This window comes from Mesobacillus thioparans, assembly GCF_965138835.1.
In the GTDB taxonomy this organism is placed as follows: domain Bacteria; phylum Bacillota; class Bacilli; order Bacillales; family Cytobacillaceae; genus Mesobacillus; species Mesobacillus thioparans.
In genome coordinates, this window is sequence record NZ_CBCSFH010000001.1 from 311,246 (window position 1) to 337,145 (window position 25,900).

At 46.2% G+C, this 25,900-nt stretch carries 25 protein-coding genes and 1 other annotated feature; all 25 genes read right to left on the minus strand.

The window, feature by feature from the left end:
- Nucleotides 1–290 precede the first annotated feature (290 nt).
- The gene (gene pyrE, locus ACNAZ4_RS01650; protein WP_415812449.1) at nt 291–926 is read right to left on the minus strand and encodes an orotate phosphoribosyltransferase; all 636 of its coding nucleotides are present in this window, start codon (nt 924–926) and stop codon (nt 291–293) included.
- Nucleotides 923–1,639, minus strand: a complete 717-nt coding sequence (gene pyrF, locus ACNAZ4_RS01655) for an orotidine-5'-phosphate decarboxylase (RefSeq protein WP_415812450.1) — start codon at nt 1,637–1,639, stop codon at nt 923–925. The genes pyrE and pyrF overlap by 4 nt, the downstream gene beginning before the upstream one ends.
- Entirely contained in the window at nt 1,611–2,552 is a 942-nt protein-coding gene (locus ACNAZ4_RS01660; protein WP_415812451.1) for a dihydroorotate dehydrogenase, read from the minus strand. The genes pyrF and ACNAZ4_RS01660 overlap by 29 nt, the downstream gene beginning before the upstream one ends.
- A complete protein-coding gene (locus ACNAZ4_RS01665) occupies nt 2,549–3,313 on the minus strand; it encodes a dihydroorotate dehydrogenase electron transfer subunit (RefSeq protein ID WP_415812985.1) in 765 nt (254 codons plus the stop codon). The genes ACNAZ4_RS01660 and ACNAZ4_RS01665 overlap by 4 nt, the downstream gene beginning before the upstream one ends.
- On the minus strand, nt 3,313–6,525 hold the full coding sequence (gene carB / locus ACNAZ4_RS01670) for a carbamoyl-phosphate synthase large subunit (protein ID WP_415812452.1): 3,213 nt from the start codon (nt 6,523–6,525) through the stop codon (nt 3,313–3,315). The genes ACNAZ4_RS01665 and carB overlap by 1 nt, the downstream gene beginning before the upstream one ends.
- Nucleotides 6,512–7,609: a carbamoyl phosphate synthase small subunit gene (locus ACNAZ4_RS01675; protein WP_415812453.1), complete on the minus strand. Its 1,098-nt coding sequence runs from the start codon at nt 7,607–7,609 to the stop codon at nt 6,512–6,514. Before ACNAZ4_RS01675 ends, carB begins: the two co-directional genes overlap by 14 nt.
- Complete coding sequence (locus ACNAZ4_RS01680) at nt 7,606–8,889, minus strand: dihydroorotase (RefSeq protein ID WP_415812454.1); 1,284 nt, start codon at nt 8,887–8,889, stop codon at nt 7,606–7,608. The genes ACNAZ4_RS01675 and ACNAZ4_RS01680 overlap by 4 nt, the downstream gene beginning before the upstream one ends.
- A complete protein-coding gene (locus ACNAZ4_RS01685; protein WP_415812455.1) occupies nt 8,852–9,802 on the minus strand; it encodes an aspartate carbamoyltransferase catalytic subunit in 951 nt (316 codons plus the stop codon). The genes ACNAZ4_RS01680 and ACNAZ4_RS01685 overlap by 38 nt, the downstream gene beginning before the upstream one ends.
- 166 nt (nt 9,803–9,968) lie before the next feature.
- Entirely contained in the window at nt 9,969–11,291 is a 1,323-nt protein-coding gene (locus ACNAZ4_RS01690) for a solute carrier family 23 protein (RefSeq protein ID WP_415812456.1), read from the minus strand.
- Nucleotides 11,292–11,439: 148 nt separating this feature from the next.
- A complete protein-coding gene (gene pyrR / locus ACNAZ4_RS01695) occupies nt 11,440–11,982 on the minus strand; it encodes a bifunctional pyr operon transcriptional regulator/uracil phosphoribosyltransferase PyrR (protein WP_415812457.1) in 543 nt (180 codons plus the stop codon).
- 211 nt (nt 11,983–12,193) lie between these two features.
- Entirely contained in the window at nt 12,194–13,105 is a 912-nt protein-coding gene (locus tag ACNAZ4_RS01700; protein WP_415812458.1) for an RluA family pseudouridine synthase, read from the minus strand.
- Nucleotides 13,077–13,568: a signal peptidase II gene (lspA, locus tag ACNAZ4_RS01705; RefSeq protein WP_415812459.1), complete on the minus strand. Its 492-nt coding sequence runs from the start codon at nt 13,566–13,568 to the stop codon at nt 13,077–13,079. The genes ACNAZ4_RS01700 and lspA overlap by 29 nt, the downstream gene beginning before the upstream one ends.
- A 363-nt stretch (nt 13,569–13,931) precedes the next feature.
- Nucleotides 13,932–14,219, minus strand: coding sequence for a TraR/DksA C4-type zinc finger protein (locus ACNAZ4_RS01710; RefSeq protein ID WP_415812460.1), 288 nt, complete (start codon nt 14,217–14,219; stop codon nt 13,932–13,934).
- A gap of 141 nt (nt 14,220–14,360) precedes the next feature.
- Nucleotides 14,361–17,120 carry an isoleucine--tRNA ligase gene (ileS, locus tag ACNAZ4_RS01715; protein WP_415812461.1) on the minus strand — a complete coding sequence of 920 codons (2,760 nt, stop codon included), beginning with the start codon at nt 17,118–17,120 and terminating at the stop codon, nt 14,361–14,363.
- Nucleotides 17,121–17,199: 79 nt separating this feature from the next.
- Nucleotides 17,200–17,443: a binding site (T-box leader), on the minus strand.
- Between the two features lie 49 nt (nt 17,444–17,492).
- The gene (locus ACNAZ4_RS01720) at nt 17,493–18,014 is read right to left on the minus strand and encodes a DivIVA domain-containing protein (protein ID WP_144474810.1); all 522 of its coding nucleotides are present in this window, start codon (nt 18,012–18,014) and stop codon (nt 17,493–17,495) included.
- An 89-nt stretch (nt 18,015–18,103) separates the two neighbouring features.
- Complete coding sequence (locus ACNAZ4_RS01725; RefSeq protein WP_415812462.1) at nt 18,104–18,877, minus strand: YlmH family RNA-binding protein; 774 nt, start codon at nt 18,875–18,877, stop codon at nt 18,104–18,106.
- Between the two features lie 71 nt (nt 18,878–18,948).
- Nucleotides 18,949–19,209 (minus strand): YggT family protein, encoded by a 261-nt coding sequence (locus ACNAZ4_RS01730; protein ID WP_415812463.1) that lies wholly within the window; start codon nt 19,207–19,209, stop codon nt 18,949–18,951.
- A 4-nt stretch (nt 19,210–19,213) separates the two neighbouring features.
- Nucleotides 19,214–19,654 (minus strand): cell division protein SepF, encoded by a 441-nt coding sequence (locus ACNAZ4_RS01735; RefSeq protein WP_415812464.1) that lies wholly within the window; start codon nt 19,652–19,654, stop codon nt 19,214–19,216.
- 1 nt (nt 19,655) lies between these two features.
- Nucleotides 19,656–20,342, minus strand: a complete 687-nt coding sequence (locus ACNAZ4_RS01740) for a YggS family pyridoxal phosphate-dependent enzyme (protein WP_415812465.1) — start codon at nt 20,340–20,342, stop codon at nt 19,656–19,658.
- Nucleotides 20,342–21,172 (minus strand): peptidoglycan editing factor PgeF, encoded by an 831-nt coding sequence (gene pgeF / locus ACNAZ4_RS01745; protein ID WP_415812467.1) that lies wholly within the window; start codon nt 21,170–21,172, stop codon nt 20,342–20,344. Before pgeF ends, ACNAZ4_RS01740 begins: the two co-directional genes overlap by 1 nt.
- Nucleotides 21,173–21,240: 68 nt before the next feature.
- The gene (locus ACNAZ4_RS01750) at nt 21,241–21,513 is read right to left on the minus strand and encodes a YlmC/YmxH family sporulation protein (protein WP_415812468.1); all 273 of its coding nucleotides are present in this window, start codon (nt 21,511–21,513) and stop codon (nt 21,241–21,243) included.
- A gap of 121 nt (nt 21,514–21,634) precedes the next feature.
- On the minus strand, nt 21,635–22,414 hold the full coding sequence (sigG, locus tag ACNAZ4_RS01755; RefSeq protein WP_079508357.1) for an RNA polymerase sporulation sigma factor SigG: 780 nt from the start codon (nt 22,412–22,414) through the stop codon (nt 21,635–21,637).
- 168 nt (nt 22,415–22,582) lie between these two features.
- Nucleotides 22,583–23,302 (minus strand): RNA polymerase sporulation sigma factor SigE, encoded by a 720-nt coding sequence (gene sigE / locus ACNAZ4_RS01760; RefSeq protein WP_207498508.1) that lies wholly within the window; start codon nt 23,300–23,302, stop codon nt 22,583–22,585.
- Nucleotides 23,303–23,346: 44 nt separating this feature from the next.
- Nucleotides 23,347–24,285, minus strand: coding sequence for a sigma-E processing peptidase SpoIIGA (gene spoIIGA, locus ACNAZ4_RS01765; RefSeq protein WP_415812469.1), 939 nt, complete (start codon nt 24,283–24,285; stop codon nt 23,347–23,349).
- 460 nt (nt 24,286–24,745) lie between these two features.
- On the minus strand, nt 24,746–25,888 hold the full coding sequence (gene ftsZ, locus ACNAZ4_RS01770; protein ID WP_415812470.1) for a cell division protein FtsZ: 1,143 nt from the start codon (nt 25,886–25,888) through the stop codon (nt 24,746–24,748).
- Between the last annotated feature and the right edge of the window lie 12 nt (nt 25,889–25,900).

The following is a 25,900-nucleotide window of genomic DNA, read 5'->3' on the forward strand; positions in this document are numbered from 1 at the left end:
TCGTTCTTTGACTTCATTGGCAGGACCGAAATCGAAAAGTATAGCCGACTGCCCAGAAACGCAGAAACTGGAGACTCCGACAAAGAAGCGCTTTTTGCTTCTGCGGGCGGAGTTGAAGTTTCGGAGTTTCTAGGAGGCGACACTAGACAAGCGTCTCGAGGGGCTAGGCGCTGGAGCTGGATTAAGACTCCCTTATGTAGTTATCCACACAAAAATGGTTTTATAATTTAATGTAGAGATAGAAGAACCTGCCGGCAAGCCCGGCAGGTTCTCTTCTGTTTTGGCGTGGATCAGGAGTTTTTAGCTGTTCCCCATTCAGCTGGATCCTGTTTCCATTCTTCCAGACTGATTAGGTTCTCCTGCGTGATCAATCCTTTTTGTTCTGCGATTTTTGCCAGTGTACTGAAATCGGTCAAGGAGTAGGCTTCAATATTGTCCGATTTCAGCTGCTGTTCTCCTTTTTCCAGTTGGTATGTAAAAATCGAGACTACTCCAAGCACCTGACAGCCGGCGTTCCGCAACGCCTGTACGGCTTCGATCACACTGCCTCCAGTTGAAATCAAATCCTCTACGACCACAACCTTCTGCCCTTCTGTCACCTTGCCTTCAATCTGATTGCCTTTTCCATGTCCCTTTGCTTTAGAACGGACATAACACATTGGAAGATCCAGCAGTTCACTAACCCAGGCAGCGTGAGGGATTCCGGCAGTAGCTGTTCCCGCAACCATGTCTGTCTCCGGGAAATGCAGCTCGATGAGATCCTTCAATCCCTCGGCCACTTTTCTCCGGACTTCAGGATAAGAGAGTGTCAGTCTATTGTCACAGTAGATAGGTGATTTCAGTCCTGACGACCATGTGAATGGATGATCTGGCTGCAAGCTTACCGCCTCAATTTCAAGCAACGATTCTGCGATTTCTTTTTTCATATTCTTACACCCTTCCAGTCATTTTTAATCTTAAGGTAGCTCTCAAGAGGGTCCACAGCAAGGGTGATCGGCCTGCCAACGACGATTGCCGAGATTCCTTGTTCTCTGGCGAACCCAGGGGTTGCTGTCCGCTTCTGGTCCTGCTGCCCGCTTTCCACTGGACGGATTCCCGGTGTGACGGTAAGGAATTTCGTTCCTAAGCGGCCATGAATCATGCCGGCTTCATGTGGTGAACAGACAACTCCATCCAAACCTGCCTTTTTCGCTAATTCCGCGTAATTCAGCACGGATTCCTGCAAGGAAACACCGATTAGCTGTTCCTCATTGACCTGGACTGCGGATGTACTTGTCAGCTGTGTTACAGCAATACATTCAGGGCGCTTAAGACCCGATGGCGTGCCTGCATCCAGACCTTCGAGAGCCGCTGCCATCATTTCCGAACCGCCAGCAGCGTGGACATTGACAAGGTCACAGCCTAAACCCGCCAGGACCTTCATCGCACTTTTCACTGTATTGGGAATGTCATGAAGCTTCAAATCGAGGAAAATTTTATGGTTCTGCTTTTTTAACTCCTCAATGATGGATGGTCCCTCGGAATAAAAGAGTTCCATTCCAACTTTGACAAAAAGCTGTTCAGTTCCGAATGGCACAAGAAAATCCAGCACCTGTCCCTTGTCTGGAAAATCAAGGGCGATAATAAGCGAGTCTTTCATTCTTCTTCCAGCTCCTTCCCGTCAACTCGGAAATATGTTCTGCACCCAGCCTGGTCAGTAGTTCAGGCAATTCTTCAATGATTTTCGGGCAAATGAATGGATCAACGAAATTCTGGGTTCCTACTGCGGCCGCACTTGCTCCCGCAAGGAAAAATTCAACCACGTCCTCAGCTGACTGGATGCCGCCCATGCCGATGACCGGGATGGATACGTGCTGGCTGACTTCATAAATCATCCTGATGGCTACTGGTTTTACAGATGGGCCGGATAACCCTCCCGTCTTATTCGCAAGGATCGGCTGACCTGTAGCCAGGTCGAGTCTCATTCCAAGCAATGTATTGATCATTGTGATTCCGTCAGCCCCGCCATTCTCAACGGCCTTCGCTATGCTGACGATGTCAGTAACATTAGGGGAAAGCTTCACATATACAGGCACTTCGGATACTTCTTTTACCTTTTTTGTCAGCGCCTTTGCCATTTCAGGATCAGTACCAAAAGCGATTCCGCCAGTTTTGACATTCGGACAGGAGATGTTCAGTTCAAGCGCGCTTACATTCGGTGCCTTTGACAGCTGTTCAGCGACAGCGACGTAATCATCTTCCGTAGAACCGGCTATGTTTGCAATGATCGGAACATGAAATTGATCGAGCCAAGGCAGTTCCTCATTGAACACCTTTTCAAGACCAGGGTTTTGCAGGCCGATGGCATTCAGCATCCCGCCTGGTGTTTCCGCGACCCTTGGGGTAGGATTTCCAAAGCGTGGTTCGGGAGTAGTTGCTTTGATCATGATGGCCCCAAGCAGACTCAGGTCGTACAGCTGGCTGAACTCCCTGCCAAAGCCGAAACAGCCCGATGCAGGCATGACTGGATTCTTCAGATGAAGTCCAGGCAGCTCGATTGATAGTGAACTCATATGACAACCTCCCCTGCTTTAAATACCGGTCCGTCGCTGCAAACCTTTTTATATGAGAATCCTTTTGGATCGTCTTGCGTATGGCAAACACAGGCGAAGCACGCGCCGATGCCGCAGCCCATCCGTTCTTCGAGCGACAGGTAGGTTTTCGCCGCATAATTTCCATTCTCGATTGCTCTAAGCATAGGAGTCGGACCGCAAGCGTAAATAATATCCGCGTTGAGGCCTTCAAGAATATCTGTCACAAACCCTTTCCTCCCGTGAGACCCATCAACGGTCGCGACATACACTTCGCCAAAATCGCCAAGCTCTTTTTCATAAAAAACAGCATCTGCTGATTGGAACCCGATAATGCTGATCACCTTCACCCCGTTTTTGGCAAGCTGTTTAGCCAGCTCGTACATAGGAGGTACTCCAACTCCGCCCCCAACCAGGATTGCGGTTTGCCCGGGCATTGCCTCCCCCACCGGGAACCCATTTCCCAGCGGGCCGAGGACATCGACCGGCATTCCGGCGTATTTTTCGGCAAGCAGGGAAGTGCCTCTTCCCTGCCTTCTGTATATGATTGTGAATGTTCCATCATTGATTGAAGCAATGCTGATCGGACGGCGCAGGAGTGGATCGAATCCTTCAGCAGTCTTTACATGGACAAATTGTCCAGGCTGGTTCATCTCTGCGGATAGATTACCTCTCAGCACTAGTTCAAAGATATTGTCGGCAATTTGTCTGTTGCTGACCACTTTGCAGATTTCCTGCCTGATCATGAGAGGACACCTTCTTTGGCTGCCTCCATCGGTTTTAGGGCATCCGCAGAGAAGGTCATTGATTCAATGACTCTTAATATCGCTTTTGCTGTATCCAGTGAAGTCAGGCAAGGTACACCATTTTCAACTGATTCACGGCGGATCCTGAAGCCATCGCGTTCAGGCTGTTTTCCTTTTGTCAGCGTATTGATGACCATCTGGGCTTCGCCTTTACGGATGACATCAATCAGGTTCTGGCCTTGAGAGCCAATCTTGCCGACTGTTTTGACTTTGATTCCGTTATCTTGAAGGTATTTTGCCGTGCCCTCGGTAGCCATCAGCTGATAGCCGATACTCGAGAACCTTCTGGCTAAAACCAGTGCCTCTTCTTTATCTTTATCCGCCACTGTCAGCAGCACAGTTCCGAACTCCTTGAATTTCATTCCGGCAGCGATCATACCTTTATACAGAGCTTTTTCAAGTGTTGTATCCTTGCCCATTACTTCCCCTGTCGATTTCATTTCTGGTCCAAGCGTGATGTCGACTCGGCGCAGTTTCTCAAAGGAAAACACCGGTACTTTGACAAACACTCCCTCTTGCTCTGGTACAAGTCCTGTCTGGTAGCCCTGGTCTTCGATGCTCTGTCCAAGGATCACTTTTGTCGCGATTTTGGCCATTGGCACATTCGTGATCTTGCTCAGGAATGGAACCGTCCTGCTTGAACGCGGATTGACTTCCAGGACAAAAACCTCTTCATTCGCGATTACATACTGGATGTTCAGCAAGCCGATGATGTTAAGTCCCCTTGCAAGATCGATCGTGTAAGATACCAGCTTTTGCTTAATTTCTTCACTCAGACTTTGCGGCGGATAGACGCCGATTGAATCGCCTGAGTGGACGCCGGCTCTTTCGATGTGCTCCATGATCCCAGGAATCAATACATTTTTGCCATCGGAAATCGCATCAACCTCAACTTCTTTACCAGTCAAGTAGCGGTCGATCAGGACAGGATACTCCGGATTCACTTTGACAGCATTTTTCATATAATGGAGAAGCTCTTCTTCCTTATAGACGATTTCCATGGCTCTGCCGCCGAGTACATAGGATGGGCGGACGAGAACTGGATACCCGATTTTTGCAGCGATTGCGGCTGCTTCTTCGACTGATTTTGCCGTGCTTCCTTTTGGCAGTGGAATGTCCAGGTCTGAAAGCGCATGTTCAAATTTGTCTCTGTCTTCGGCACGATCGAGGTCCTCAAGGCTTGTGCCTAGGATTTTCACGCCTCTGTCCACCAGCTTCGATGCTAGATTGATAGCTGTCTGTCCCCCGAATTGGACAACCGCGCCAATCGGCTTCTCCAGGTTCACGATGTTCATGACATCTTCAATTGTAAGTGGTTCAAAGTACAATTTATCAGAGATGCTGAAATCGGTAGACACCGTTTCCGGGTTGTTATTGACTATGATCGCCTCATAACCTGCCTCTTTGATGGCTTTGACAGAGTGGACGGTTGCATAGTCGAATTCGATTCCCTGGCCGATCCTGATTGGACCAGACCCCAGTACGATGACGCTTGGCTTTTCCGTCACAATCGATTCATTCTCTTCTTCATATGTGCCATAGAAATATGGAGTGCCAGATTCGAATTCAGCTGCACAAGTGTCGACCATCTTGAAGACGGGAATCAGCTTATTATCTAAGCGCCAATGGTATACTTCTTTTTCTGTCACCTTCCACAAGTTGGCGATGACCTTATCGGCAAAACCTTTTTGTTTTGCAGTCTTGGCTGTTTCGAGCTCGAATGGCTGTGCTGCCAGTTCCTCTTCGAAAGCTATTAATTTCTCTAATTTATATAGGAAGAATAAGTCGATTTTGCTCCAGCTATGCAGAGTTTCGATTGTAATTCCTCTCCTGATCGCTTCCGCCAGATAAAATAGCCGCTCATCCCCGGCCTTGCGGATCCTTTTTTCAAGCAAGGCATCATCGATTTCATCTTTATTGTTCAACGAAAGGTGAGTGACATCCGCTTCAAGCGAACGAATCGCCTTTAGCAAGGATTCTTCAAAATTCCTGCCAATTGCCATGACTTCTCCGGTAGCTTTCATTTGCGTTCCGAGTGTACGGTTGGCAGATTCGAACTTATCGAATGGCCAACGCGGGATTTTGGTCACGACATAATCCAGTGCCGGTTCAAAGCAGGCATATGTTTTGCCTGTGACCGGATTCAGCATTTCATCGAGTGTCAACCCTATCGCGATCTTTGCAGCCAGCTTGGCAATCGGGTATCCTGTCGCCTTGGAAGCCAGTGCAGACGACCGGCTGACACGTGGGTTCACCTCGATTACATAGTAATTGAAGCTGTCTGGGTCAAGTGCCAGCTGCACATTGCAGCCGCCCTCGATTTTGAGTGCCCTGATGATTTTCAGGCTTGCGTTCCTGAGCAGCTGGTATTCACGGTCACTTAATGTCTGGCTTGGTGCGACGACGATTGAATCCCCTGTGTGGACGCCAACTGGATCGAAATTCTCCATATTGCACACTACAATGGCATTATCATTGCTGTCACGCATCACTTCATACTCAATTTCCTTGTATCCGGCTATGCTTTTCTCCAGCAGGCATTGTCCTACCGGGCTGTTTTTAATACCGCTTGTCACGATTTCAATCAATTCTTTTTCATTGCTGCAGATTCCGCCGCCAGTTCCTCCCATTGTAAAAGCAGGTCGGACAATCACCGGATAACCGATCTGTTCAACGAATGCATACGCCTCTTCAAGGCTGTGGATGATTTCGCTGTCTGGAACCGGCTGTCCCAGCTCGTGCATCAGACTCCTGAACAGCTCCCTGTCCTCAGCCTGGTTGATCGCTTCAAGCTTGGTTCCGAGGATTTGTACGCCGCATTCTTCCAATACTCCGGCATTGGCCAGTTCGACAGCCAGGTTCAAGCCGGTCTGGCCGCCAAGGGTAGGAAGGAGTGCATCCGGGCGCTCCTTACGGATAATTCTTGATACAAACTCCAGGGTAAGGGGTTCTATATAAACGACATCGGCGATTTCCGTATCCGTCATGATGGTCGCCGGATTGGAATTGACAAGGATGACCTTGTAGCCTTCCTCCCTCAATGCGATACAGGCCTGTGTGCCTGCATAATCGAATTCCGCCGCCTGGCCGATGATGATCGGCCCTGAACCTATGACTAAAATTGTCTGTACATCTTTACGCTTTGGCATGTGCGACAGCCTCCTTTTTTTCTGCTTCAACTAACTCCATGAATTGATTGAACAAGCCATTTGCATCCTCCGGTCCTGGTGATGCCTCGGGATGATACTGGACTGTGAATGCCGCGACATTTTTATGTGCGAGGCCTTCGATGGTGCCATCATTAAGGGCAATATGTGTGACCTCCAAGTCTGTTCCCGTTACTGAATCTGCTTTTACCGTGTATCCATGATTCTGCGATGTTAGTGCCACTTTTCCTATCCGCAGATCCTTAACTGGATGGTTTGAACCTCGATGGCCGAATTTCATTTTTTCGGTATTGGCCCCGCATGCAAGCGCGAACAGCTGATGCCCAAGGCAGATCCCAAACAGCGGCACCTTGCCTAGCAAGCCCTGGATCATTTCGATTGCCTCCGGGACGTCCTTTGGATCCCCAGGTCCATTTGACAGCATGATGCCATCCGGGCTAAGGCTGAGAATCTCTTCGGCAGTCGTATTGTATGGAACGACAATCACATCGCAGTCACGGTTATTCAGCTCCCTTAAGATTCCGTGTTTCAGCCCAAAATCGACCAGGACGATCCGGTGGCCGCGTCCAGGACTTGGATATGGAGTTTTCGTCGAAACTTGCTTCACCTGATCATTAGGCAGGTCTTTCATTCTCAGTTTTGCGACAATCTCTTCGGCATCCTCCTCGATACCGCAAATCATGCCCTTCAATGTGCCATGCTGGCGAATGATTTTTGTCAGTTTCCTAGTGTCGATTCCGGCAATCCCGGGAATTTTTTTCATTTTGAGGTAATCGTGCAAAGACAGTTCAGTACGCCAGTTAGAAGGGAACTCAGCATTTTCCTTGACGATTAATCCTTGAACTGCCGGGTTGATCGACTCAAAATCATCCCTGTTGATTCCGTAATTTCCAATCAAGGGATAGGTCAAGGTCACGATTTGGCCGCAGTAGGATGGATCTGACAGGATTTCCTGATAGCCGGTCATACCGGTATTGAAAACAACCTCACCTGTCGTCTCTGTTTCACTTCCAAAGCCTTTTCCCACAAAAACTGTTCCATCTTCCAATATCAGCTGCTTCTTCATGCCTTAACAACTCCCTTTTCCCAGACTATCTTTCCTTCAGCGATCGTCAGCACAGGCCATCCCTTACAGTTCCAGCCGCCGAACGGTGTATTCTTTCCTTTTGATAAAAATTCATCTGGATTGATTTCTTTTTCCTGTTCCAGGTCAATCAATACGACGTCTGCAGCACTACCAGGCTTCAATTCCCCATATGGCAGCCCGAATGCTTTTGCAGGCTTGACGGTCAAAAAGTCAACCAGTTCCTTTAGTGTGAGGACATTTTTTTCAACAAGATGTGTATATAGAAGCGGGAATGCCGTTTCCAGCCCGACAATCCCGAATGGCGCAAGTTCGATTCCCTCCGCCTTTTCCCCGCTGGTATGCGGCGCGTGGTCTGTAGCGATAAAATCGATCGTGCCATCGAGCAATCCTTCGACTAAAGCATCCTGATCTGCTTTGCTCCTTAGCGGAGGATTCATTTTAAAATTGGCATCATTTCCAGGTATATCCTCTTCACTTAACAGCAAATGGTGCGGTGTAACTTCTGCGGTGACTTTGATGCCATATCGTTTCGCATCACGCACCGTCCTGACGGATTCCTTCGTGCTGATATGGCAGACATGGTAATGGCAGCCAGCTTCTTCAGCAAGCAGGATATCCCTGGCGATATGTACCGACTCGCATACTGAAGGGATTCCGTTGATTCCCAGTTCTGCAGCTTTTTTCCCCTCATGAAGCGAGCCTTTGTTGATCAGTGTATTGTCCTCACAGTGAGCGACGACAGCCATATCAAGCTTTGCAGCTCTTTTCATCGCTTCAAGCATCATTCCTGCTGACTGGACTCCTACTCCGTCATCAGTCAGTGCGAAGGCACCTACTTCTTTCAGTTCAGCGAAATTGGTGAGCTCCTGGCCCAGTTGGCGAACAGTGATCGAAGCATATGGCAACACCCTTACAGAAGCAGTTTCATGGATCCTTTCCTGCAGCCATTCCATCTGGGTTTTATTGTCCGGTACGGGCCTAGTGTTCGGCATGGCAGCCACGGTTGTAAATCCGCCTTTCGCCGCTGCAAGTGTTCCGGTCGCAATTGTTTCTTTCTTTTCGCCGCCTGGCTCACGAAGGTGGATATGCAGGTCAATCAGCCCTGGTGCGACAAGCTTTCCGGCTGCATCGATCATTTCTTCTGCATCAGTGGAAATTTGTGGTTCTACTTTTGAAATTTTTCCATTTTCTATTAAAATATCAACTTTTTCAAACCCGTTTTCAGTAAGTAGCTTGCCATTTTTGATTAGCATTGACATCTTCCCTTCCCCCATTCCTGTTTTCAAGTGCCCTTTTCAATACAGCCATTCTGATGTATACACCATTTTCCATCTGCTTGAAGATCCTTGATCTGGAACACTCCACCAATCCATCTGCTATTTCCACTCCGCGATTTACCGGTGCGGGATGTAGTATGATACTTTCTTTTTTCATCTGCTTTTCTCGTTCGACCGTTAAGCCGAAGCGATTATGGTAATCATTTTTTTCAAAAAGGAGCTTTCCGTCATGCCGTTCATGCTGGACACGGAGCAGCATGACAACATCTGCCTCCCGGATTGCATCATCCACTTCCATATACTCACAGCCTTGAGGGAGACCTTGAATGTCCACCCAATCTTCAGGTCCTGAAAAAATGACGCTGGCTCCGAGTCTCACCAGGGCATCGGCATTGGATCTTGCGACCCGGCTGTGAAGGATATCCCCGATGATGGCTACTTTCAGACCTGTGAAGCTTCCGAATTCCTGCTGAATAGTCATCAGGTCAAGCAAGGATTGAGTAGGATGATGCCCCCTGCCATCGCCGCCATTGATGATCGGGATTGAGATGCCTTTTTCCAGCTCAGCGAAATAGTTGTCAGCACTGTGCCTGATCACGACGGCGTCCGTTCCGATCGCTTCAAGTGTCCTGACGGTATCGTACAATGTCTCGCCTTTTAAGACGCTTGACGTCTGTACCTCGAATGGAATCACCTCGAGCCCCAACTTTCGTTCCGCGATCTCGAAACTTGTTTTTGTCCGTGTGCTCGGTTCAAAAAACAAATTACTGATAAAAAGCCTGTTCTTTGGCTGCCAGCTTTCCCCCCTGGCAAAACCCGATGCACTTTTGAGGATTTCCTGTATTTCAGTTGTGCTCAGCTTCGATGTTGTCAGCAGATCCCATTTCATAACCATCCCGCCTCCTTATGTATAAAAAAAGCACCCTGTCTGTTCAACAGGGTGCTTTAACATGAACTATCCGGCATAAATCCGCAAGATCGCGAGTTTATGTGTACGCTGAATAAGCCGGTTCGCTCATAACACCCTTTCAGGCCTCTCTGGACCTTTTTAAAAGGTGGAACTATGCTACATCGTTCTTTAACTCAGTTTTTTTTTCAGATTCAAGTTCAAACATATCTTCCTGGATTTCTGGGCGTCCAGGCAGGACAATGTTCAGGATGACACCAATCAATGCAGCTAATGCCATACCGTGGATTTCGAAGTTTTCATTTACCTTGATGAAAGCTCCGCCGATTCCGATCACAAGGATGACCGATGAGACGACTAGATTGCGGGTATTGCCAAAGTCAATTTTGCTGTCTACCAGCATTCTCAAACCTGATGAGGCGATGATTCCGAACAGCAGGATGGACACGCCGCCCATTACTGGTGTAGGAATCGAGCTGATCAGTGCAGTGATTTTACCGATGAAACCGAAGACTGTCGCGATGACGGCTGCTCCAAGCAGGACATAGACACTGTATACTCTTGTGATTGCCAGTACACCGATATTTTCGCCGTAAGTTGTCTTTGGCGGGCCGCCGATCAGTCCGGAAATCATCGTTGCCATTCCGTCCCCAAGGATGGAGCGGTGCAGGCCAGGATCTTTAATATAATCTTTTCCGACAACCTTGCTCAGTACAAGCTGGTGGCCGATATGCTCTGATATTGTTACGATTGCTACTGGAACCATCAGCATGACGAGTTTGCCGCTGATGCTGACATCGTAATTGACAAACGGGAAGATGAAATCGGGCATTTCAAAGATTTTTGCAGCTTTTACCCCGCTTAAGTCGACGATTCCGATTGCCATGGAGTATAGGTATCCGACGACAATCCCGCCCAGTATCGGAATCATGCTCAGCATTCCTTTACCATAAATCGTGAAGATGATCGTTGCTGCCAGTGTCACCAAAGCTGCTGAAAAATGGATCAGGCTGTAATTGCTGGTACCAGGCTGATTCATCGCCATATCAACTGCGACACCTGCCAGTGAGAGACCAATTACAATGATGACCGGTCCAACTACTACTGGAGGAAGCAGGCGCATGATCCAGCGGTAGCCGGCTTTCTTGATGATCAAGGCGACAATTCCATATACAAGGCCTGCAAGGAATGTCCCGACCATGGCTGCTCCCGGTCCGCCGCCTGCTTTGGCCGCGATTACGGGTGTGATAAAAGCGAAGGAGGATCCCAGGTAAGCTGGTACCTGGAATTTGGTGATGATCAGGAAGGCGATCGTCCCAAGTCCGCTTGAGATCAAGGCGATTGCCGGGCTTAACCCGACCAGATATGGTACAAGGATCGTTGCGCCGAACATGGCGAATAAGTGCTGTAGGCTTAAGGTCACCCATTGGAAGGGTGATGGAACGTCTTTAATGTCCAGGATTGGTTTGTCATTCATCTTTATTGTCCCCTCTCTTTTAGTTAAAAGAAAACCCTCTTTGCCAGTGAGTGGATGCAAAGAGGGTGGGTAAAAAAGCCCGCACAAAGCCATCGGCGATATGCTCCCCCTTTCCAGCCTCTCTGGACTGTTATTAAAAGGGCACTATTTATTTTTCAAAAATGGTTACGCGATCTTCTTCATCCACTTCCTGCAGTTCAACCACAATTTTTTCCGAACTTGAGGTCGGGATGTTTTTGCCTACAAAGTCTGCCCGGATCGGCAGCTCCCTGTGTCCTCTGTCAACCAGCACTGCAAGCTGGATGGTCGCGGGACGGCCAATGTCAATCAACGCATCCATCGCGGCGCGGACTGTCCTGCCTGTGTAGAGTACATCGTCCACAAGGATGACTTTTTTGTTCGATATGTCGACCGGAATATCCGAGCCTTTTACTTCAGGCTCTTGGTCGATCGTTTTCGTAGTCAGGTCATCGCGGTACAGGGTGATATCAAGTTCCCCCACCGGCATTTCCGCCCCTTCGATCTCGCGGATCCTCTCTGCGAGCCTGTTGGCGATGTAAATCCCCCTAGTACGGATGCCAACCAGGACACAATGTTCGATCCCTTTGTTTCTTTCAATAATTTCATGGGCAATCCTTGTCAACGCCCGGCGAATTCCCTGGTTGTCCAGGACAACCGCTTTTTCAGACATTTGTTTTCACTCCTTCTCTTTCTATGGTTTGAAAACGGATTTAAGTAAAAAACCCTCCTGCCAGTTCCAGCAAGAGGGTAAACGTGTAGAGTCATTTGCAGCAAGGCATACAATTATGCCTGTTGCAGATCCGTTTCCTTCTCAGCCTCACGGGACTGTCTTTAAAGGACTTATTAAACTATAGTCATCTTAAGATACTTGTTGAACTTTGTCAACGATTTTCTCTTAATTCATTCAAAAGCTCTGTGAAATATTCAGGAATCGGCGCTTCAAATTCAAGATACTCAGCTGTTCTCGGGTGATCAAATCCAAGTATTCCGGCATGCAGTGCCTGTCCGCCAAGATCAAGTGTCTTTTTAGGGCCATATTTCGGATCTCCTGCAAGAGGATAACCGATGTATTTCATATGGACACGAATCTGGTGAGTCCTGCCTGTTTCCAGCTGGCACTCAACCAAAGTGAAGTCTTGGAAACGCTCGAGCACATTGAAATGCGTCACAGCATGTTTTCCATTATCGACAACTGTCATGCTCTGGCGGTCCTTCGTGTCACGTCCAAGCGGAGCGTCGATGGTACCATGGTCATGCTGGATATTTCCATGGACAAGAGCTTTATATTTTCGGGTAACCGATTTAGCGACAAGCTGGTTAACCAGGCTCTCATGTGCCATGTCATTTTTTGCGACCATCAGCAGGCCTGATGTATCCTTATCGATCCTGTGGACGATACCTGGGCGCAATACACCATTGATTCCTGACAGATCCTTGCAATGCGCCATAAGGCCATTCACAAGCGTGCCGGTCATATGGCCTGGTGCAGGGTGGACAACCATCCCTTTAGGCTTGTTTACTACAAGGACATCATGGTCCTCGTAATAAATTTCAAGATCCATCTCTTCAGGAATGACATCCAGGATTTCAGGTTCCGGAATGCTGATTTCAAGATTGTCATCCAGGCTGCACTTATAGTTTGTTTTTACTTGCGCTCCGTTTACCAGAACATTGCCTTCCTTGATCCATTGCTGGACCTGGCTTCTTGACCACTCGGGGTCCAATGTTGATACGACTTTATCTATCCTGTCACCAGCTTGTTCCTCACTGATGGTGTGTTCCATTTTCTCCATAAGCTTTCTTTTTCGCCTCTCTCTCTTCCCTGATCATATCAATCATCAACAGACCCACTCCAATGACAAGTGCGGAGTCTGCGATATTGAAAATAGGGAAATCGTATCCAAAAATATAAGTGTTGACAAAATCAACGACTTCTTTCCGGTATACCCTGTCGATAAAATTCCCAATCGCCCCGCCTAGCATGAAACCAAGCGAAACTCCCAGCAGCAGCTTACCCTTAGCTGCCTTTTGAATATAAATGACAAGGCCAAGCACCACTGCAATGGTAATGACATAAAAGAACCACATTTGCCCTTGCAGGATCCCCCATGCAGCACCACGGTTGCGGTGAGAAGTGATATACAAGAAATTCTCAATAACCTTTATGCTATCTCCAAGCTCCATGTTTTTAACAATTAACCACTTAGTGAACTGATCAAGCAAAATTACAAACAGCGCAAGTATGTAATAAAACACAAAGGTACCCTCCACATCAAAAGCAATTCATACATTACCTTTGCATTTTAGCACATATAGAATTAAAACGACAGATATTATCAGTTTTAGTATAGTTGCTGGGATTCTTAGCTGGTAAAACACCTGTTACGGAAATATTCAGTTAAAAGCAGCTGTATGTTCTGCCGATCTTTACGGTATTTGAACTGCTTTTTTTTATTGGCGATTTTAATTGTTTTTTTTGCGAAAATTTTATTTTATTGGCGATATTGCCCGGTTTATTGGCGATAATCGATTTTTATTGGCGACTTGGAAATTTTCAATGATTTTTCGCAGTTCCCAGCTTTAACCATGCACATTTCAGTGCTGATAGACAAAAATCAATCACGAATAGATCGGTTTCCTGCAGTATTGTTCTATTTGCTCCAATTCACCTGCAGACCTTGCTGTTGGGATTGTCTGCAAAAACTCATATGGCAGGTATTCTCCCGATATTTCACATTTTCCATACTCGCCATTATCCATTTTCTCCAGTGCTGATTCGATATCGCGAAGTTCATCTTTAATAAATTGTAAAATCCTTTCATCCTTCTGGCCATAATTCAGGTACGTCAACAATTCTGTTCTTGTTTCGCGGAGCTCGCTGTAAATGTAATCAAGATTACCTTTCATATATCTGCCCCCGTTCCTGTTTACAGCTATTATTTCCCGTTGCCTTTTGCTGACTCAGTTAAAGTTTTACCGGAGAAGGAAGATATTTGGCATGGATAAAAAAACTCCGGGTTCGAAAACCCGGAGTTTTAAATATATTAATTAGTAATTTTCTTTTACAACCGTTGCACAGCGTTCGCAAAGTGTTGGATGTCCTTCCACCTTGCCAACTTCCGGAGTGACAACCCAGCATCTTTCGCATGTTTCGCCTTCCGCTTTTGTGACAACAATCGCTGCATTCTCAAGCTTGATCGCATTTTCAGGCGCCTGGTCGTAGCTTCCGGCAACCTCGAAATCTGAAACGATGAACAGCTGGCTTAAGTTTTCCGAAATGGAGTCAAGAAGTTCTTTCGTGCTGTCATTGACATATAAAGATACTTTGGCAGTCAGTGACTTTCCGATTACTTTTCCATTTCTTGCTTCTTCCAGAGCTTTCAGGACATCATCACGAAGTTTCATGAATGCATTCCACTTCTTCTCAAGTGCTTCAGCGTTTGCGACTTCTTTTGCTTCAGGCATATCTGTCAGCTGGACGCTGTCTTCCTTGGCAGAAGGTATGAAAGCCCAAACTTCGTCAGCAGTATGAGACAGGATTGGAGCAGTCAGCTTCACCAATGCAAGCAAGCTTTCGTGCAATACGGTCTGGATTGCGCGGCGCTCCTGGTTATCAGCTGCCTCGATGTAAAGGACATCTTTCGCAAAATCAAGATAGAATGCACTCAAGTCTAACGTACAGAAGTTGTTTACCGCATGGTATACACCCGCGAATTCATAATTGTCATAGGCATTCCGCACATATTTGATCAATTTATTAAGTTTCACAAGCATGAACTGGTCAACTTCACGCAGCTGTTCGAATGGCACCGCATCAGTTTCTGGGTTGAAGTCTGACAGGTTTCCAAGCAGGAATCTGAACGTATTGCGGATTTTACGGTATACTTCAGCAACCTGTTTAAGGATCGGATCAGAAACACGTACATCGGATTGATAATCGACGGATGCAACCCATAGACGGAGGATGTCTGCTCCAAGCTGATTCATGACCTTGGCAGGAACAACGACGTTACCGATTGATTTACTCATCTTGCGGCCTTCGCCATCAAGAGCAAAACCATGGCTCAATACGCCTTTGTATGGTGCTTTGCCTGTGACAGCTACTCCAGTTGATAGAGATGAGTTGAACCAGCCGCGGTACTGGTCAGAACCTTCAAGGTAAAGGTCTGCAGGACGCTGCAGGTCATCACGCTCGACAAGCACTGCCTGGTGGGATGATCCCGAATCGAACCAAACATCCATGATGTCAGTTTCTTTCGTAAACTGGCCATTCGGGCTGCCAGGATGGTTGAAGCCTTCAGGCAGCAATTCCTTCGCTTCTTTTTTGAACCAGATGTTTGAACCGTGTTCACGGAAGAGGTTTGATACATGCTCGATTGTTTCATCCGTGATGATTTCCTGGCCGTTCTCAGCGTAGAATACCGGAATCGGAACGCCCCATGCACGCTGACGGGAAATACACCAGTCACCGCGGTCACGCACCATATTGAATAGTCTAGTCTCGCCCCATGCCGGAACCCATTTCGTTTCTTCAACAGCTTTTAGCAATTCTCCGCGGAAGTCCTTGATGGATGCGAACCACTGTGCTGTTGCACGGAAGATGACAGGTTTCTTTGTTCTCCAGTCATGCGGATAAGAGTGAGTGATGAAGCTCAGCTTCAGTAATGCGCCTGCTTCTTCAAGCTTTTCTGTTATTGGCTTGTTTGCCTGATCGTAGAATAAACCTTCAAAACCTTCAGCTTCAGCTGTCATGACTCCTTTGTCATCAACCGGGCATAAAACTTCAAGACCATACTTCTGGCCGACATGGAAATCATCTTCCCCGTGTCCAGGTGCAGTGTGGACACATCCTGTACCAGCATCGGTCGTTACATGGTCACCTAGCATGACAAGGGAATCGCGACCGTACAATGGATGCTTCGCAAGAACACCTTCTAGTTCTTTACCAGCAACTTTCTTAAGTGTCACAGCATTTTCCCACCCGATTTCGTTCGTAACAGCCTCAAGCAATTCTTCAGCTACGAGGAATTTCCTTCCATCAGCTTCTACGACAACGTATGTCAACTCAGGATGTACTGAGATTCCAAGGTTTGCTGGGATCGTCCATGGAGTAGTCGTCCAGATGATGATTTCAACATCCTGGTCAAGAACTCCCTTTCCGTCTTTTACAGGGAAGCCAACGTAGATGGAAGCAGAACGCTTATCCTGATACTCGATTTCAGCTTCTGCAAGTGCAGATTCACTTGATGGAGACCAGTAAACCGGCTTCTTGCCTTTATAGATGTATCCCTTTTTCGCCATTTCGCCGAATACTTTGATTTGTTGTGCCTCGTATTCTGGCTTCAAAGTGATATATGGGTTATCCCAGTCACCACGAACACCCAAACGCTTGAACTGTTCACGCTGGTTGTCAATCTGCTGGTAAGCATACTCTTCACAAAGCTTCCTGAACTCCGCTACTGTCATTTCCTTGCGCTTTACACCTTTGTTTGTCAATGCCTGCTCGATCGGCAATCCATGAGTGTCCCAGCCAGGTACGTATGGCGAGCAAAAACCGCTCATTGATTTATAACGGACGATAAAATCTTTGAGGATTTTATTCAGTGCGTGGCCCATATGGATATCACCGTTTGCGTATGGAGGTCCATCATGCAGGATGAACAGCGGGCGATCTGCCGTGTGTTTTTGAACCTTTTCATAAATATTCATTTCTTCCCATTTTGCCTGGATTTCAGGTTCCCTGTTCGGAAGGTTTCCGCGCATTGGAAACTCGGTCTTTGGCATGAGTAAAGTGTCTTTGTACTCCATTTTATGATCCTCCTATTATTACCGTTGCAAATTCATGAAAAAAATGATCCAGAAAAAATAAAAAACCTCCTCATCCCTAAAAAGGGACGAGAAGGTTTGTATTCCCGCGGTACCACCCTAAATAGATAAGACTTGAACCGTCCTATCCTCTTAGCATCCTTAACGCGAATGTCACGCCTGCACTTACTGATCCTGTCAGGATGTTCAGCTCGGAACTACCGGGTGATCTTCTGGCTATCCGCTTGCAATGGGCTTCCACCTTCCCCATTTCGCTGAAAAAGCAAGCAACTGGAACGCCATACTGTCCCTGTCATCGTTTCTTTCATCTATTGCACTTTGTTATGAAATTATATGCGAAACAGCGTGCCTGCGTCAAGCCAGTGAGTCTTCTTCTTCTCTCGCTGTCGCTTTTAATTCTGTTGAATCCAATTCATATTCAAGCAGGTGATCCCAGTCATCAGTGTTAAGCATATCAAGCTGTGCTTCGATCAGCATCTTGAATCTTGTCCTGAATACTTTGGACTGCTTCTTCAATTCTTCGATTTCCAAAGCAATTTTACGTGCCTTTGACAATGATTCATTGATGATCCTGTCTGCGTTCTTTTCCGCTTCCTTAACGATCAGCTTTGCCTCTTTTTGAGCATTGCGGCGGACTTCTTCCCCAGCTTCCTGGGCAATAACGATTGATTTATTCAAGGTTTCTTCTATATTTGTAAAATGGCCAAGCCTGGAATTCATTTCATTCAGCTTTTCTTCCATTTCCTTTTTTTCACGGATTATTAGTTCGTAGTCCTTGATGACCTGATCAAGGAACTCATTCACTTCATCTTCATCATACCCGCGAAATCCCTTATTGAATTCTTTGTTGTGTATATCTAACGGCGTTAAAGGCATTACGCCACCTCCCATTTAGTTTCATCCTTTATGTACTTAAAGCTATGATTCGACAAAAACACTAAAAATCCTTCTTCTTTACTATATAATTATTTTTTTCTCCCGGCAATAACTCGATATTTATCTTTTTTTGTTTTTCCTTCTATCGTGATGATTTTCGCGCGACCATAGCCACGTGCAGAGATGACGTCAGCCTCCCCACACTCGAATGCGGTATTCTCGACAGCTGTCCAATTGACTTTCACATGTCCATGCTGGATCAACAGCTGGGATTTTTGCCTGGAAAGATTGAATAGCGCCGACATTACGGTATCCAGTCGCAATGATGAGACTGTGGTATTCATTTCATTCCATTCATCATCAATTGATGCTGCCACTTCGAGTGGAAGCTCTGTGAGGCTGATGGATGCCCTGCCGACAGATTCAAGCTGCAGCCTGATATAGTCGGCTATTTCGGCAGCTGCAAAAAACTGGACCTTGTCGCCATCAATCAGTATGTCTCCGAACTTCCCCCTCTTTAAACCGAGGGACATCAGGCTTCCGAGTACTTGACGATGTTCGATGTTCACAAACTTCTTAGCATAATCAATGCCAAAGAGCTTTACCTGGAAATCCTCTTGTTTCGCCTCCAAATACTCCGGAAATAGAAATGCCCGTTTTCTCTCAGTTGCCGCAGCGCCTCCAAACAATTCCCATTTCACATCAGGATGTTTACCGATGACAGTCCCAAGTATTTGCTGCTCCCTTGGGTCCAAAAAGTCCGTCAGCTTTGGGGCATAATTTTGTTCTACATATTCTTTCCAGTTAATCACCTGGTCGATAAATTCCCGTTCCTCAGGACGGAAATGCTGGTAGATACTCATACTGTACTCCTTTAAGACCTTGATAGAAAATAAGCAGGGCCTGTATCAGACCCTGCAGGAAATTGACCCTATTAAAACCATGCGGCCAACTGGTATAAGCCGCTTACGGCAAATCGCAATACCAGGAACGCCACGATTGGCGAAATGTCAATCATGCCAATGGAAGGCACGATCCTGCGGAACGGCTCCAAAAACGGCTCGCAAATCCGGGCCAAAAATTGTCCGATTGCTGTTTCCCTTGCATTTGGGAACCAGGACATGAAAATATAAATTATCAATGCCCACTGATAAATCCCCACTAATTGAGCTATTAATCCAATCACTATATCCATTAACCTACCACCTCGACTCTTGGTAATCCCGCTCCTGCATCAGCTCAGAAATATTCCCTGTCACTTCCACATTATCCGGGGTACATAAAAAGATATTCATGCCGATCCGCTGGATATCACCGCTGATTGCATAAACGGTTCCGCTGAGGAAATCGACAATCCTCCTTGCCTGGTCCTGCTCGATTCGCTGCAAATTCACGACCACAGCCCGGCGGTTCTTCAGATGGTCTGCAATTTCCTGGGCTTCGGCATACATCCTTGGTTCCATCAGGATTACCTTTGACGATTTTTGCACACTCTGAAGGCTTACCACATTCTGTTTTTGCTGGACTGGCTGTTTGTTAGACTTGAGCGGTTCAATTTCTTCTTCGAGCATTTCCTCATCATTATAGTCATATTCATCTTCAAGGAAAAAAAATGTCTTAATTTTTGATTTTAAGCTCATATTATTGCACCTCCGATTCATTGCCTACCAGGGCTGTTCCGATTCGCACCATAGTGGAACCTTCCTCAACCGCTATTTTAAAATCATTCGACATTCCCATCGACAGTTCATGGCATGGAGCATACTTCAGTTCAAGCTTCTGTATCTCAGACTGCAGGATTTTCAGTTTCCTGAAGGAATCCCTTATTACTTGTTCGTCTTCAGTCAATGGTGCCATCGTCATCAATCCGCTTACTTCGATATTGGTGTACTGCTTCAAGTCCTGAACAAAGGCGATAACATCCTCTGGATCGAGGCCATGCTTGCTCTCTTCCCCAGATGCGTTGACCTGGATGAGGCAGTTCACCTTTGAACCAGCACGCTTGTTAATTTCTTTTGCCAGTGACAGCCTGTCCAGTGAATGTATATATGTAACATGATCTATAATGTTTTTTACTTTTCTAGTCTGCAATGTTCCGATGAAATGCCAAACAGGCTTGTCCTGCAGATGGCTGATTTTATCGAGCAATCCCTCGTTCCTGTTTTCACCGAGATGGAGCACACCTGCGTCGATCGCTTCCTGCGCCCTCTTCGGGGAGACATATTTCGTCACGGCGATGATTTTCACCTCATCTGCGTTCCGGCCCGCGTCTTTACAGGCATTTACTATTTCCCTCTGGATAACCTCCAGATTCTCTGCAACATTCATTATGGACGGCTATCCTCCTTCCAGCCAATGTACGCCATCATTCGGCCAGCATTCCCTTCATCCCTTCTATGGGAATAAAAGTGCTCACCATGGCAGCTTGTACAATAATCGGTTACTTCTATGTTTCCCGCTTTCAATCCGGCTTTCATCAAAATCTGGCGGTTTAATTCTTTCAAATCGAGAGAATATTGACCTTCACTAACTTGATTATATGGCATGTTCTCGACACCATCTAGTATATTTTTCACTAAGTTGACGACTCTCTCATCAACAATATAACATTTTTTGCATATTGATGGGCCTATAATGGCAGAAATTTTTTCTTCTTTCGCACCATTTTGCTTAAATTTGCTGATCATTTCAGCTGCAATTCCCTGCACCGTGCCTTTCCACCCAGCATGCGCGACGCCGATCAACCTGGTTTCTGGATCGATAAAGTAAAGCGGTACACAGTCTGCATAACAAAGCGTCAACAGGATGCCCTGCTCTGATGTCAGAAAACCATCCGTCCCGGCAAAAGAAGATTCATAATCGCTTGAGCCTTTTCCCTGATCGGCTTTGTCGATTTTTCCAATCCGGATGTCATGTGTCTGTTCCGCGCCGACCCAGCTCGAAAGCGGAAAATCGATTTTTTCAGCCAGAAGGAGACGATTTTCGCAGACAGATGAATGCTCATCACCGACATGGAAGCCGAAGTTCAACCCTGAAAAAGCCTGAAGCTGGCTCACTCCGCCATTCTTTGTCGTGAACCCAGCCTCAAGTCCAGGAAATCGCTCCATCCACTCTTTTATTCTAAAAAATTCCTGACTTCCTAAGATGAATGGCTCCATAACTTTCTACCTCACACGTTTTTGTCTAGTTTATCACATACAACCCGCAATACAACAGTATTACGGTGCTACTCGTCACCATCACCCTGCTGGAGATATTCCCCACTGTCCTTATAGCGGACCAAAATGACATCTTCACCTATTTTCAGGATATTCCTCCATGGAATGACAACTTCATCTTCCTTCCCGAAGAAACCCAGCACCTTGCCGGAACTCCCGATGACGACCGCCTCGATTTTCCCGGTATTCAGATTGATTTCAAAATCCTCAATGCTCCCTAGTCTTTTACCATCCGATACATTCACGACGTCTTTCACTTGAAACTCGGTAACCTTTACCATTCAGATCCCTCCGGATTTCACTGTGGCGTTTTCTGCCCCTTATAGCATTATATGAATCAGGAAAAGATCTATGATTGCCGGAGAGCCTCCAAAAATTGAAAAAGCTGCCCTTTAAGGCAGCTTAGCTCTGGATATTCTTATTCATTTGTTTGATGGCTGCTTTTTCAAGGCGGGATACTTGTGCCTGAGAAATACCGATTTCATCGGCAACCTCCATTTGTGTCTTGCCCTGGAAGAACCTTTTCCTTAAAATCAATTTTTCCCTTTCATTTAGGCGTCTCATCCCTTCTTTCAGGGCAATCTCCTCAATCCAGTTCGTATCCTTGTTCCGTTCATCACTTAATTGGTCCATCACAAAGATTGGATCTCCGCCGTCATTATAGATCGGCTCGAATAATGAAACGGGGTCCTGGATTGCATCGAGGGCGAAAACAATCTCTTCATGCGGTACTTCAAGGACCTTTGCAATTTCTTCAGCAGTCGGCTCCCTGGAAGCCTCACTCATCAGCCTTTCGCGTACTTGAAGTGCTTTGTACGCTATATCCCTGAGTGATCGAGAGACTCTGATTGGATTATTATCTCTTAAATACCGTCTGATTTCACCGATGATCATCGGGACGGCATAGGTTGAAAACTTTACATTCTGTCCCAGATCAAAATTATCAATGGACTTCATAAGGCCTATACACCCGACCTGAAACAGATCGTCGACAAACTCGCCCCGGTTGTTAAAACGCTGGATCACACTCAAAACAAGCCTTAGGTTCCCATTCACTAGTTTTTCTCTTGCTGTGATGTCACCGCTTTGCATCTCTCTAAAAAGTTTTCTCATTTCCTCGTTTTTCAGAACGGGAAGCTTTGATGTATCAACACCGCAAATTTCAACTTTGTTTCGTGTCAATCTTTTCCCTCCTCACAGGAGCTGCTGTCAAAATTCAGTATCTCCGCAGGAAGGAAAAATATGCACTGATTACCGTGAGGCTGGTACTTAAAAAGACAGAATCTGCCAGACAAACCGCTTAGTTATCAATATTTTAAAGTGAAAATTTTTGTTGAGAAAATTTTTCTGCTATACCATTTTATTGAATTCTTTTCTTAAGCGTTTAATGATTCTCTTTTCCAGACGGGAAATATAAGACTGCGAAATACCCAGCATATCGGCTACATCCTTTTGTGTCTTTTCCTCGCCGCTGCCAAGGCCAAAACGCAATTCCATGATCTGCTTTTCACGGTCGGAAAGCTGCTGCAGTGCTTTTACCAGCAACTTTTTATCGACATTCGATTCAAGATCCTTCGTTATGATATCATCATCCGTACCAAGAACATCGGACAAAAGCAGTTCATTTCCATCCCAATCGATATTCAGCGGTTCATCGAAAGAAACCTCCGAACGAAGTTTATTATTCCTCCGCAGATACATAAGGATTTCATTTTCGATGCACCTGGAGGCATAGGTAGCCAGCTTGATTTTCTTCTCAGGGTTGAATGTATTGACCGCCTTGATCAGCCCGATTGTGCCGATACTGATCAGGTCTTCAATGTTTATTCCAGTGTTCTCGAATTTACGGGCAATGTAAACGACCAGCCGCAGATTTCTCTCGATCAGAATCGACCTCGCTGCTTTATCCCCGTTTGGAAGTTTGTTCAACAGCACTTCTTCCTCTTCTTTCGTTAAAGGAGGGGGCAACGCTTCGCTACCGCCGATATAATATATTTCATCTGTTTTCAAGCCTAGTTTAATTAATAACTTATACCAGTAATAGGATAATCGCAGCCGTAAATTTTTCATTGATTGTCCTCCTTCTAAATTATGTATTTCTGAGTATAGTAATATTAGCTTACCTTCACCGACTGCGCTGACCTTGCCATACCCGCAAGCATTTTAGGATGGATAATGGACTGGAAGCTTCCATCTCCCGATAATTCCTGGATAGTGAAGGATATCAGGCTCTTTTCTGCCCTGTAAATGCCCTCGTCCGTGTTGATGCTGATTTGTTCAGGCTGAAAGGCGATGATTAACTGGTGCTCTTGTCCGACGACTTTGCATGGAATGATTCTCATCCGATTCTCTAACTTCTGTGAAAATTGTCCATCCCCTGACAAGACACAATCAGGGTTCTCGGCTATCTTTTTAATTTCTTCTGGTATGCTGTCCAAACAGTGGTTGATGGATAAAATCATGACCGGTAATTTAGAAATCGGGTCATACAGCTGGTTACCGCTGTCAATCAATCCCCTCACCTTAAAATGCATCTCCATGAATTCCACTTCCACATCAGCAAGTGAATCATATTGAATCTTAGTCATTTCAAACTGTTCTATATTCCGTCTGGAAAAATGCCAGGCCAGCGGAAAACCCAATAACACAAACAGCCAGCTGACAGGGTCGCCAAATCCTTTAATATGGTTCATAGCGACATTTGAAGCCAAATCCATATCAAATTGGATGAAATAATGGACACCTGTCAAAGTACCGCCAAGCAGGAAAGTCGCGACATAAAATGTCATAAGTGCTTTAATGAAAAAACGCATTCTTTTATAGCCAAAAGCTGCTAGTACCATCAAAATCGAAAAGAGCAATTTCCCGGCCGGATGTCCGGCTGCCGCATGAAATGGCGTTATCGATAATATAATGAGCAATGAACCAATAGCTCCTCCTGCCGCCAAACGCCAGAGCTTGATCTGCCTCTTCAGGATGATGGCAGTCAAATATAGAAGGAACGTATCAAATAAAAGATTCAACGCCCAGATTACATCCAGATAGACCTTCACCTCTCATCCCCCTGTACAGAATAGCAGGCGCCTTTATGCCCCTTCGACACATTTTCTCCAGCCACAAGGATCAGCTGCGCAGATTCTTGCTGAATTCCCATGACCCGGGATTTTCTAATGGCAATACGATAGGCACCGAGCAAGATCGCTGCAAATGATACAAGATTGCCTCTTGCTCTATCATTCCGTTACGAAAAAGTATATCGTCATTGAGATATGAAGTCTGTCACATTCTGGCACCAAAACAACAGAGATTTTCACTTATCCGTTCGGATTTTGTCAATTTTCTGATTTTTCGTGCCACACGTTTAAAGAACCTTGATTTGATAGTATGTATGACTACTTCTTCACATTCTTATTTGTTGTGCTAACAACAATTTTAAAATCCCATGGTAGATTTGCTGCAAATAAAAAAGGCATAGCCGTTACGGCTATGCCCCATATGTCTTGTGTCGTATAATTAACTTCTTCTGTTGCGGTTGCGCAGGAATGTTGGAATATCCAGAGCATCATCACCCTGTGAAGATTGATTGCTTCGTGGTGTTTCCTGCTGAATTTCTTCGCGTTTTGGCTGTTCGCGCTTGAGGGCGCCCAGGCCTGGCTTCTGCTGGCCCCCAAAACCAGGTCTTGTCGGTTTTGGCTGGACGACTTCCTCATTGAAGCCTGTAGCGATCACAGTGACAATGATTTCATCTTTCAATGTTTCATTAATGACGGAACCGAAGATCATGTTTACATCCTGGTCAGAAGCAGTAGCAACAATATCAGCCGCTTCCTGAACTTCATAAAGGCTCAGATTAGTGCCGCCTGTAATGTTCATCAGCACGCCCTGGGCTCCATCAAGTGATGTTTCAAGCAATGGAGATGAAATTGCTTTTTTGGCTGCTTCAGTAGCACGGTTTTCACCTGCAGCAACCCCAATACCCATTAGGGCTGAACCTTTATTGGACATGATTGTTTTTACGTCAGCAAAGTCAAGGTTGATCAAACCAGGAGTAGCAATTAGGTCAGAAATACCCTGAACACCCTGGCGAAGAACGTTATCCGCTTCACGGAACGCTTCAAGCATAGGTGTACTTTTGTCGACAATCTCAAGCAAGCGGTCGTTTGGAATGACGATCAGTGTGTCTACCGCTTCCTTCATTGCACCTATTCCACCGCCAGCTTGTCCAGCACGCTTGCGGCCTTCAAAAGTGAATGGGCGTGTAACAACACCTACCGTTAACGCTCCAAGATCCTTAGCGATCTGTGCAATTACCGGTGCAGCACCTGTTCCTGTTCCTCCACCCATGCCGGCAGTAACGAACACCATGTCAGCGCCTTTTAGCACTTCTTCAATTTGTTCTTTGCTTTCTTCGGCAGCCTTCTTCCCTACTTCAGGATTGGCACCAGCGCCAAGACCGCGGGTAAGCTTTGCACCGATTTGCATTCTGATTTCAGCTTTGGAAAGGTTCAACGCCTGTGCGTCTGTATTAACCGCAATGAATTCCACACCCTGAACACCGTGTTCGATCATTCGGTTAACCGCATTATTTCCGCCGCCGCCAACACCGATAACTTTTATAGTAGCAAGTGAATCTAAATTTGTATCAAATTCCAACATGACAAATCCTCC

Excerpts from the sequence above, each read along its gene's own strand:
- sigE (WP_207498508.1), bottom strand. The coding sequence starts at position 23,302 with ATGAAAAATTTACGGCTGCGATTATCCTATTACTGGTATAAGTTATTA.
- ACNAZ4_RS01720 (WP_144474810.1), bottom strand. The coding sequence starts at position 18,014 with ATGCCTTTAACGCCGTTAGATATACACAACAAAGAATTCAATAAGGGA.
- ftsZ (WP_415812470.1), bottom strand. The coding sequence starts at position 25,888 with ATGTTGGAATTTGATACAAATTTAGATTCACTTGCTACTATAAAAGTT.
- pyrF (WP_415812450.1), bottom strand. The coding sequence starts at position 1,639 with ATGAAAGACTCGCTTATTATCGCCCTTGATTTTCCAGACAAGGGACAG.
- ACNAZ4_RS01690 (WP_415812456.1), bottom strand. The coding sequence starts at position 11,291 with ATGAATGACAAACCAATCCTGGACATTAAAGACGTTCCATCACCCTTC.
- ACNAZ4_RS01675 (WP_415812453.1), bottom strand. The coding sequence starts at position 7,609 with ATGAAGAAGCAGCTGATATTGGAAGATGGAACAGTTTTTGTGGGAAAA.
- ACNAZ4_RS01750 (WP_415812468.1), bottom strand. The coding sequence starts at position 21,513 with ATGGTAAAGGTTACCGAGTTTCAAGTGAAAGACGTCGTGAATGTATCG.
- ACNAZ4_RS01740 (WP_415812465.1), bottom strand. The coding sequence starts at position 20,342 with ATGAATGTTGCAGAGAATCTGGAGGTTATCCAGAGGGAAATAGTAAAT.
- ACNAZ4_RS01730 (WP_415812463.1), bottom strand. The coding sequence starts at position 19,209 with ATGGATATAGTGATTGGATTAATAGCTCAATTAGTGGGGATTTATCAG.
- ACNAZ4_RS01680 (WP_415812454.1), bottom strand. The coding sequence starts at position 8,889 with ATGTCAATGCTAATCAAAAATGGCAAGCTACTTACTGAAAACGGGTTT.
- carB (WP_415812452.1), bottom strand. The coding sequence starts at position 6,525 with ATGCCAAAGCGTAAAGATGTACAGACAATTTTAGTCATAGGTTCAGGG.
- ileS (WP_415812461.1), bottom strand. The coding sequence starts at position 17,120 with ATGGAGTACAAAGACACTTTACTCATGCCAAAGACCGAGTTTCCAATG.
- ACNAZ4_RS01725 (WP_415812462.1), bottom strand. The coding sequence starts at position 18,877 with ATGAGTATCTACCAGCATTTCCGTCCTGAGGAACGGGAATTTATCGAC.
- ACNAZ4_RS01660 (WP_415812451.1), bottom strand. The coding sequence starts at position 2,552 with ATGAGTTCACTATCAATCGAGCTGCCTGGACTTCATCTGAAGAATCCA.
- pyrE (WP_415812449.1), bottom strand. The coding sequence starts at position 926 with ATGAAAAAAGAAATCGCAGAATCGTTGCTTGAAATTGAGGCGGTAAGC.
- ACNAZ4_RS01710 (WP_415812460.1), bottom strand. The coding sequence starts at position 14,219 with ATGAAAGGTAATCTTGATTACATTTACAGCGAGCTCCGCGAAACAAGA.
- pgeF (WP_415812467.1), bottom strand. The coding sequence starts at position 21,172 with ATGGAGCCATTCATCTTAGGAAGTCAGGAATTTTTTAGAATAAAAGAG.
- ACNAZ4_RS01685 (WP_415812455.1), bottom strand. The coding sequence starts at position 9,802 with ATGGTTATGAAATGGGATCTGCTGACAACATCGAAGCTGAGCACAACT.
- pyrR (WP_415812457.1), bottom strand. The coding sequence starts at position 11,982 with ATGTCTGAAAAAGCGGTTGTCCTGGACAACCAGGGAATTCGCCGGGCG.
- ACNAZ4_RS01735 (WP_415812464.1), bottom strand. The coding sequence starts at position 19,654 with ATGAGCTTAAAATCAAAAATTAAGACATTTTTTTTCCTTGAAGATGAA.
- ACNAZ4_RS01700 (WP_415812458.1), bottom strand. The coding sequence starts at position 13,105 with ATGGAGAAAATGGAACACACCATCAGTGAGGAACAAGCTGGTGACAGG.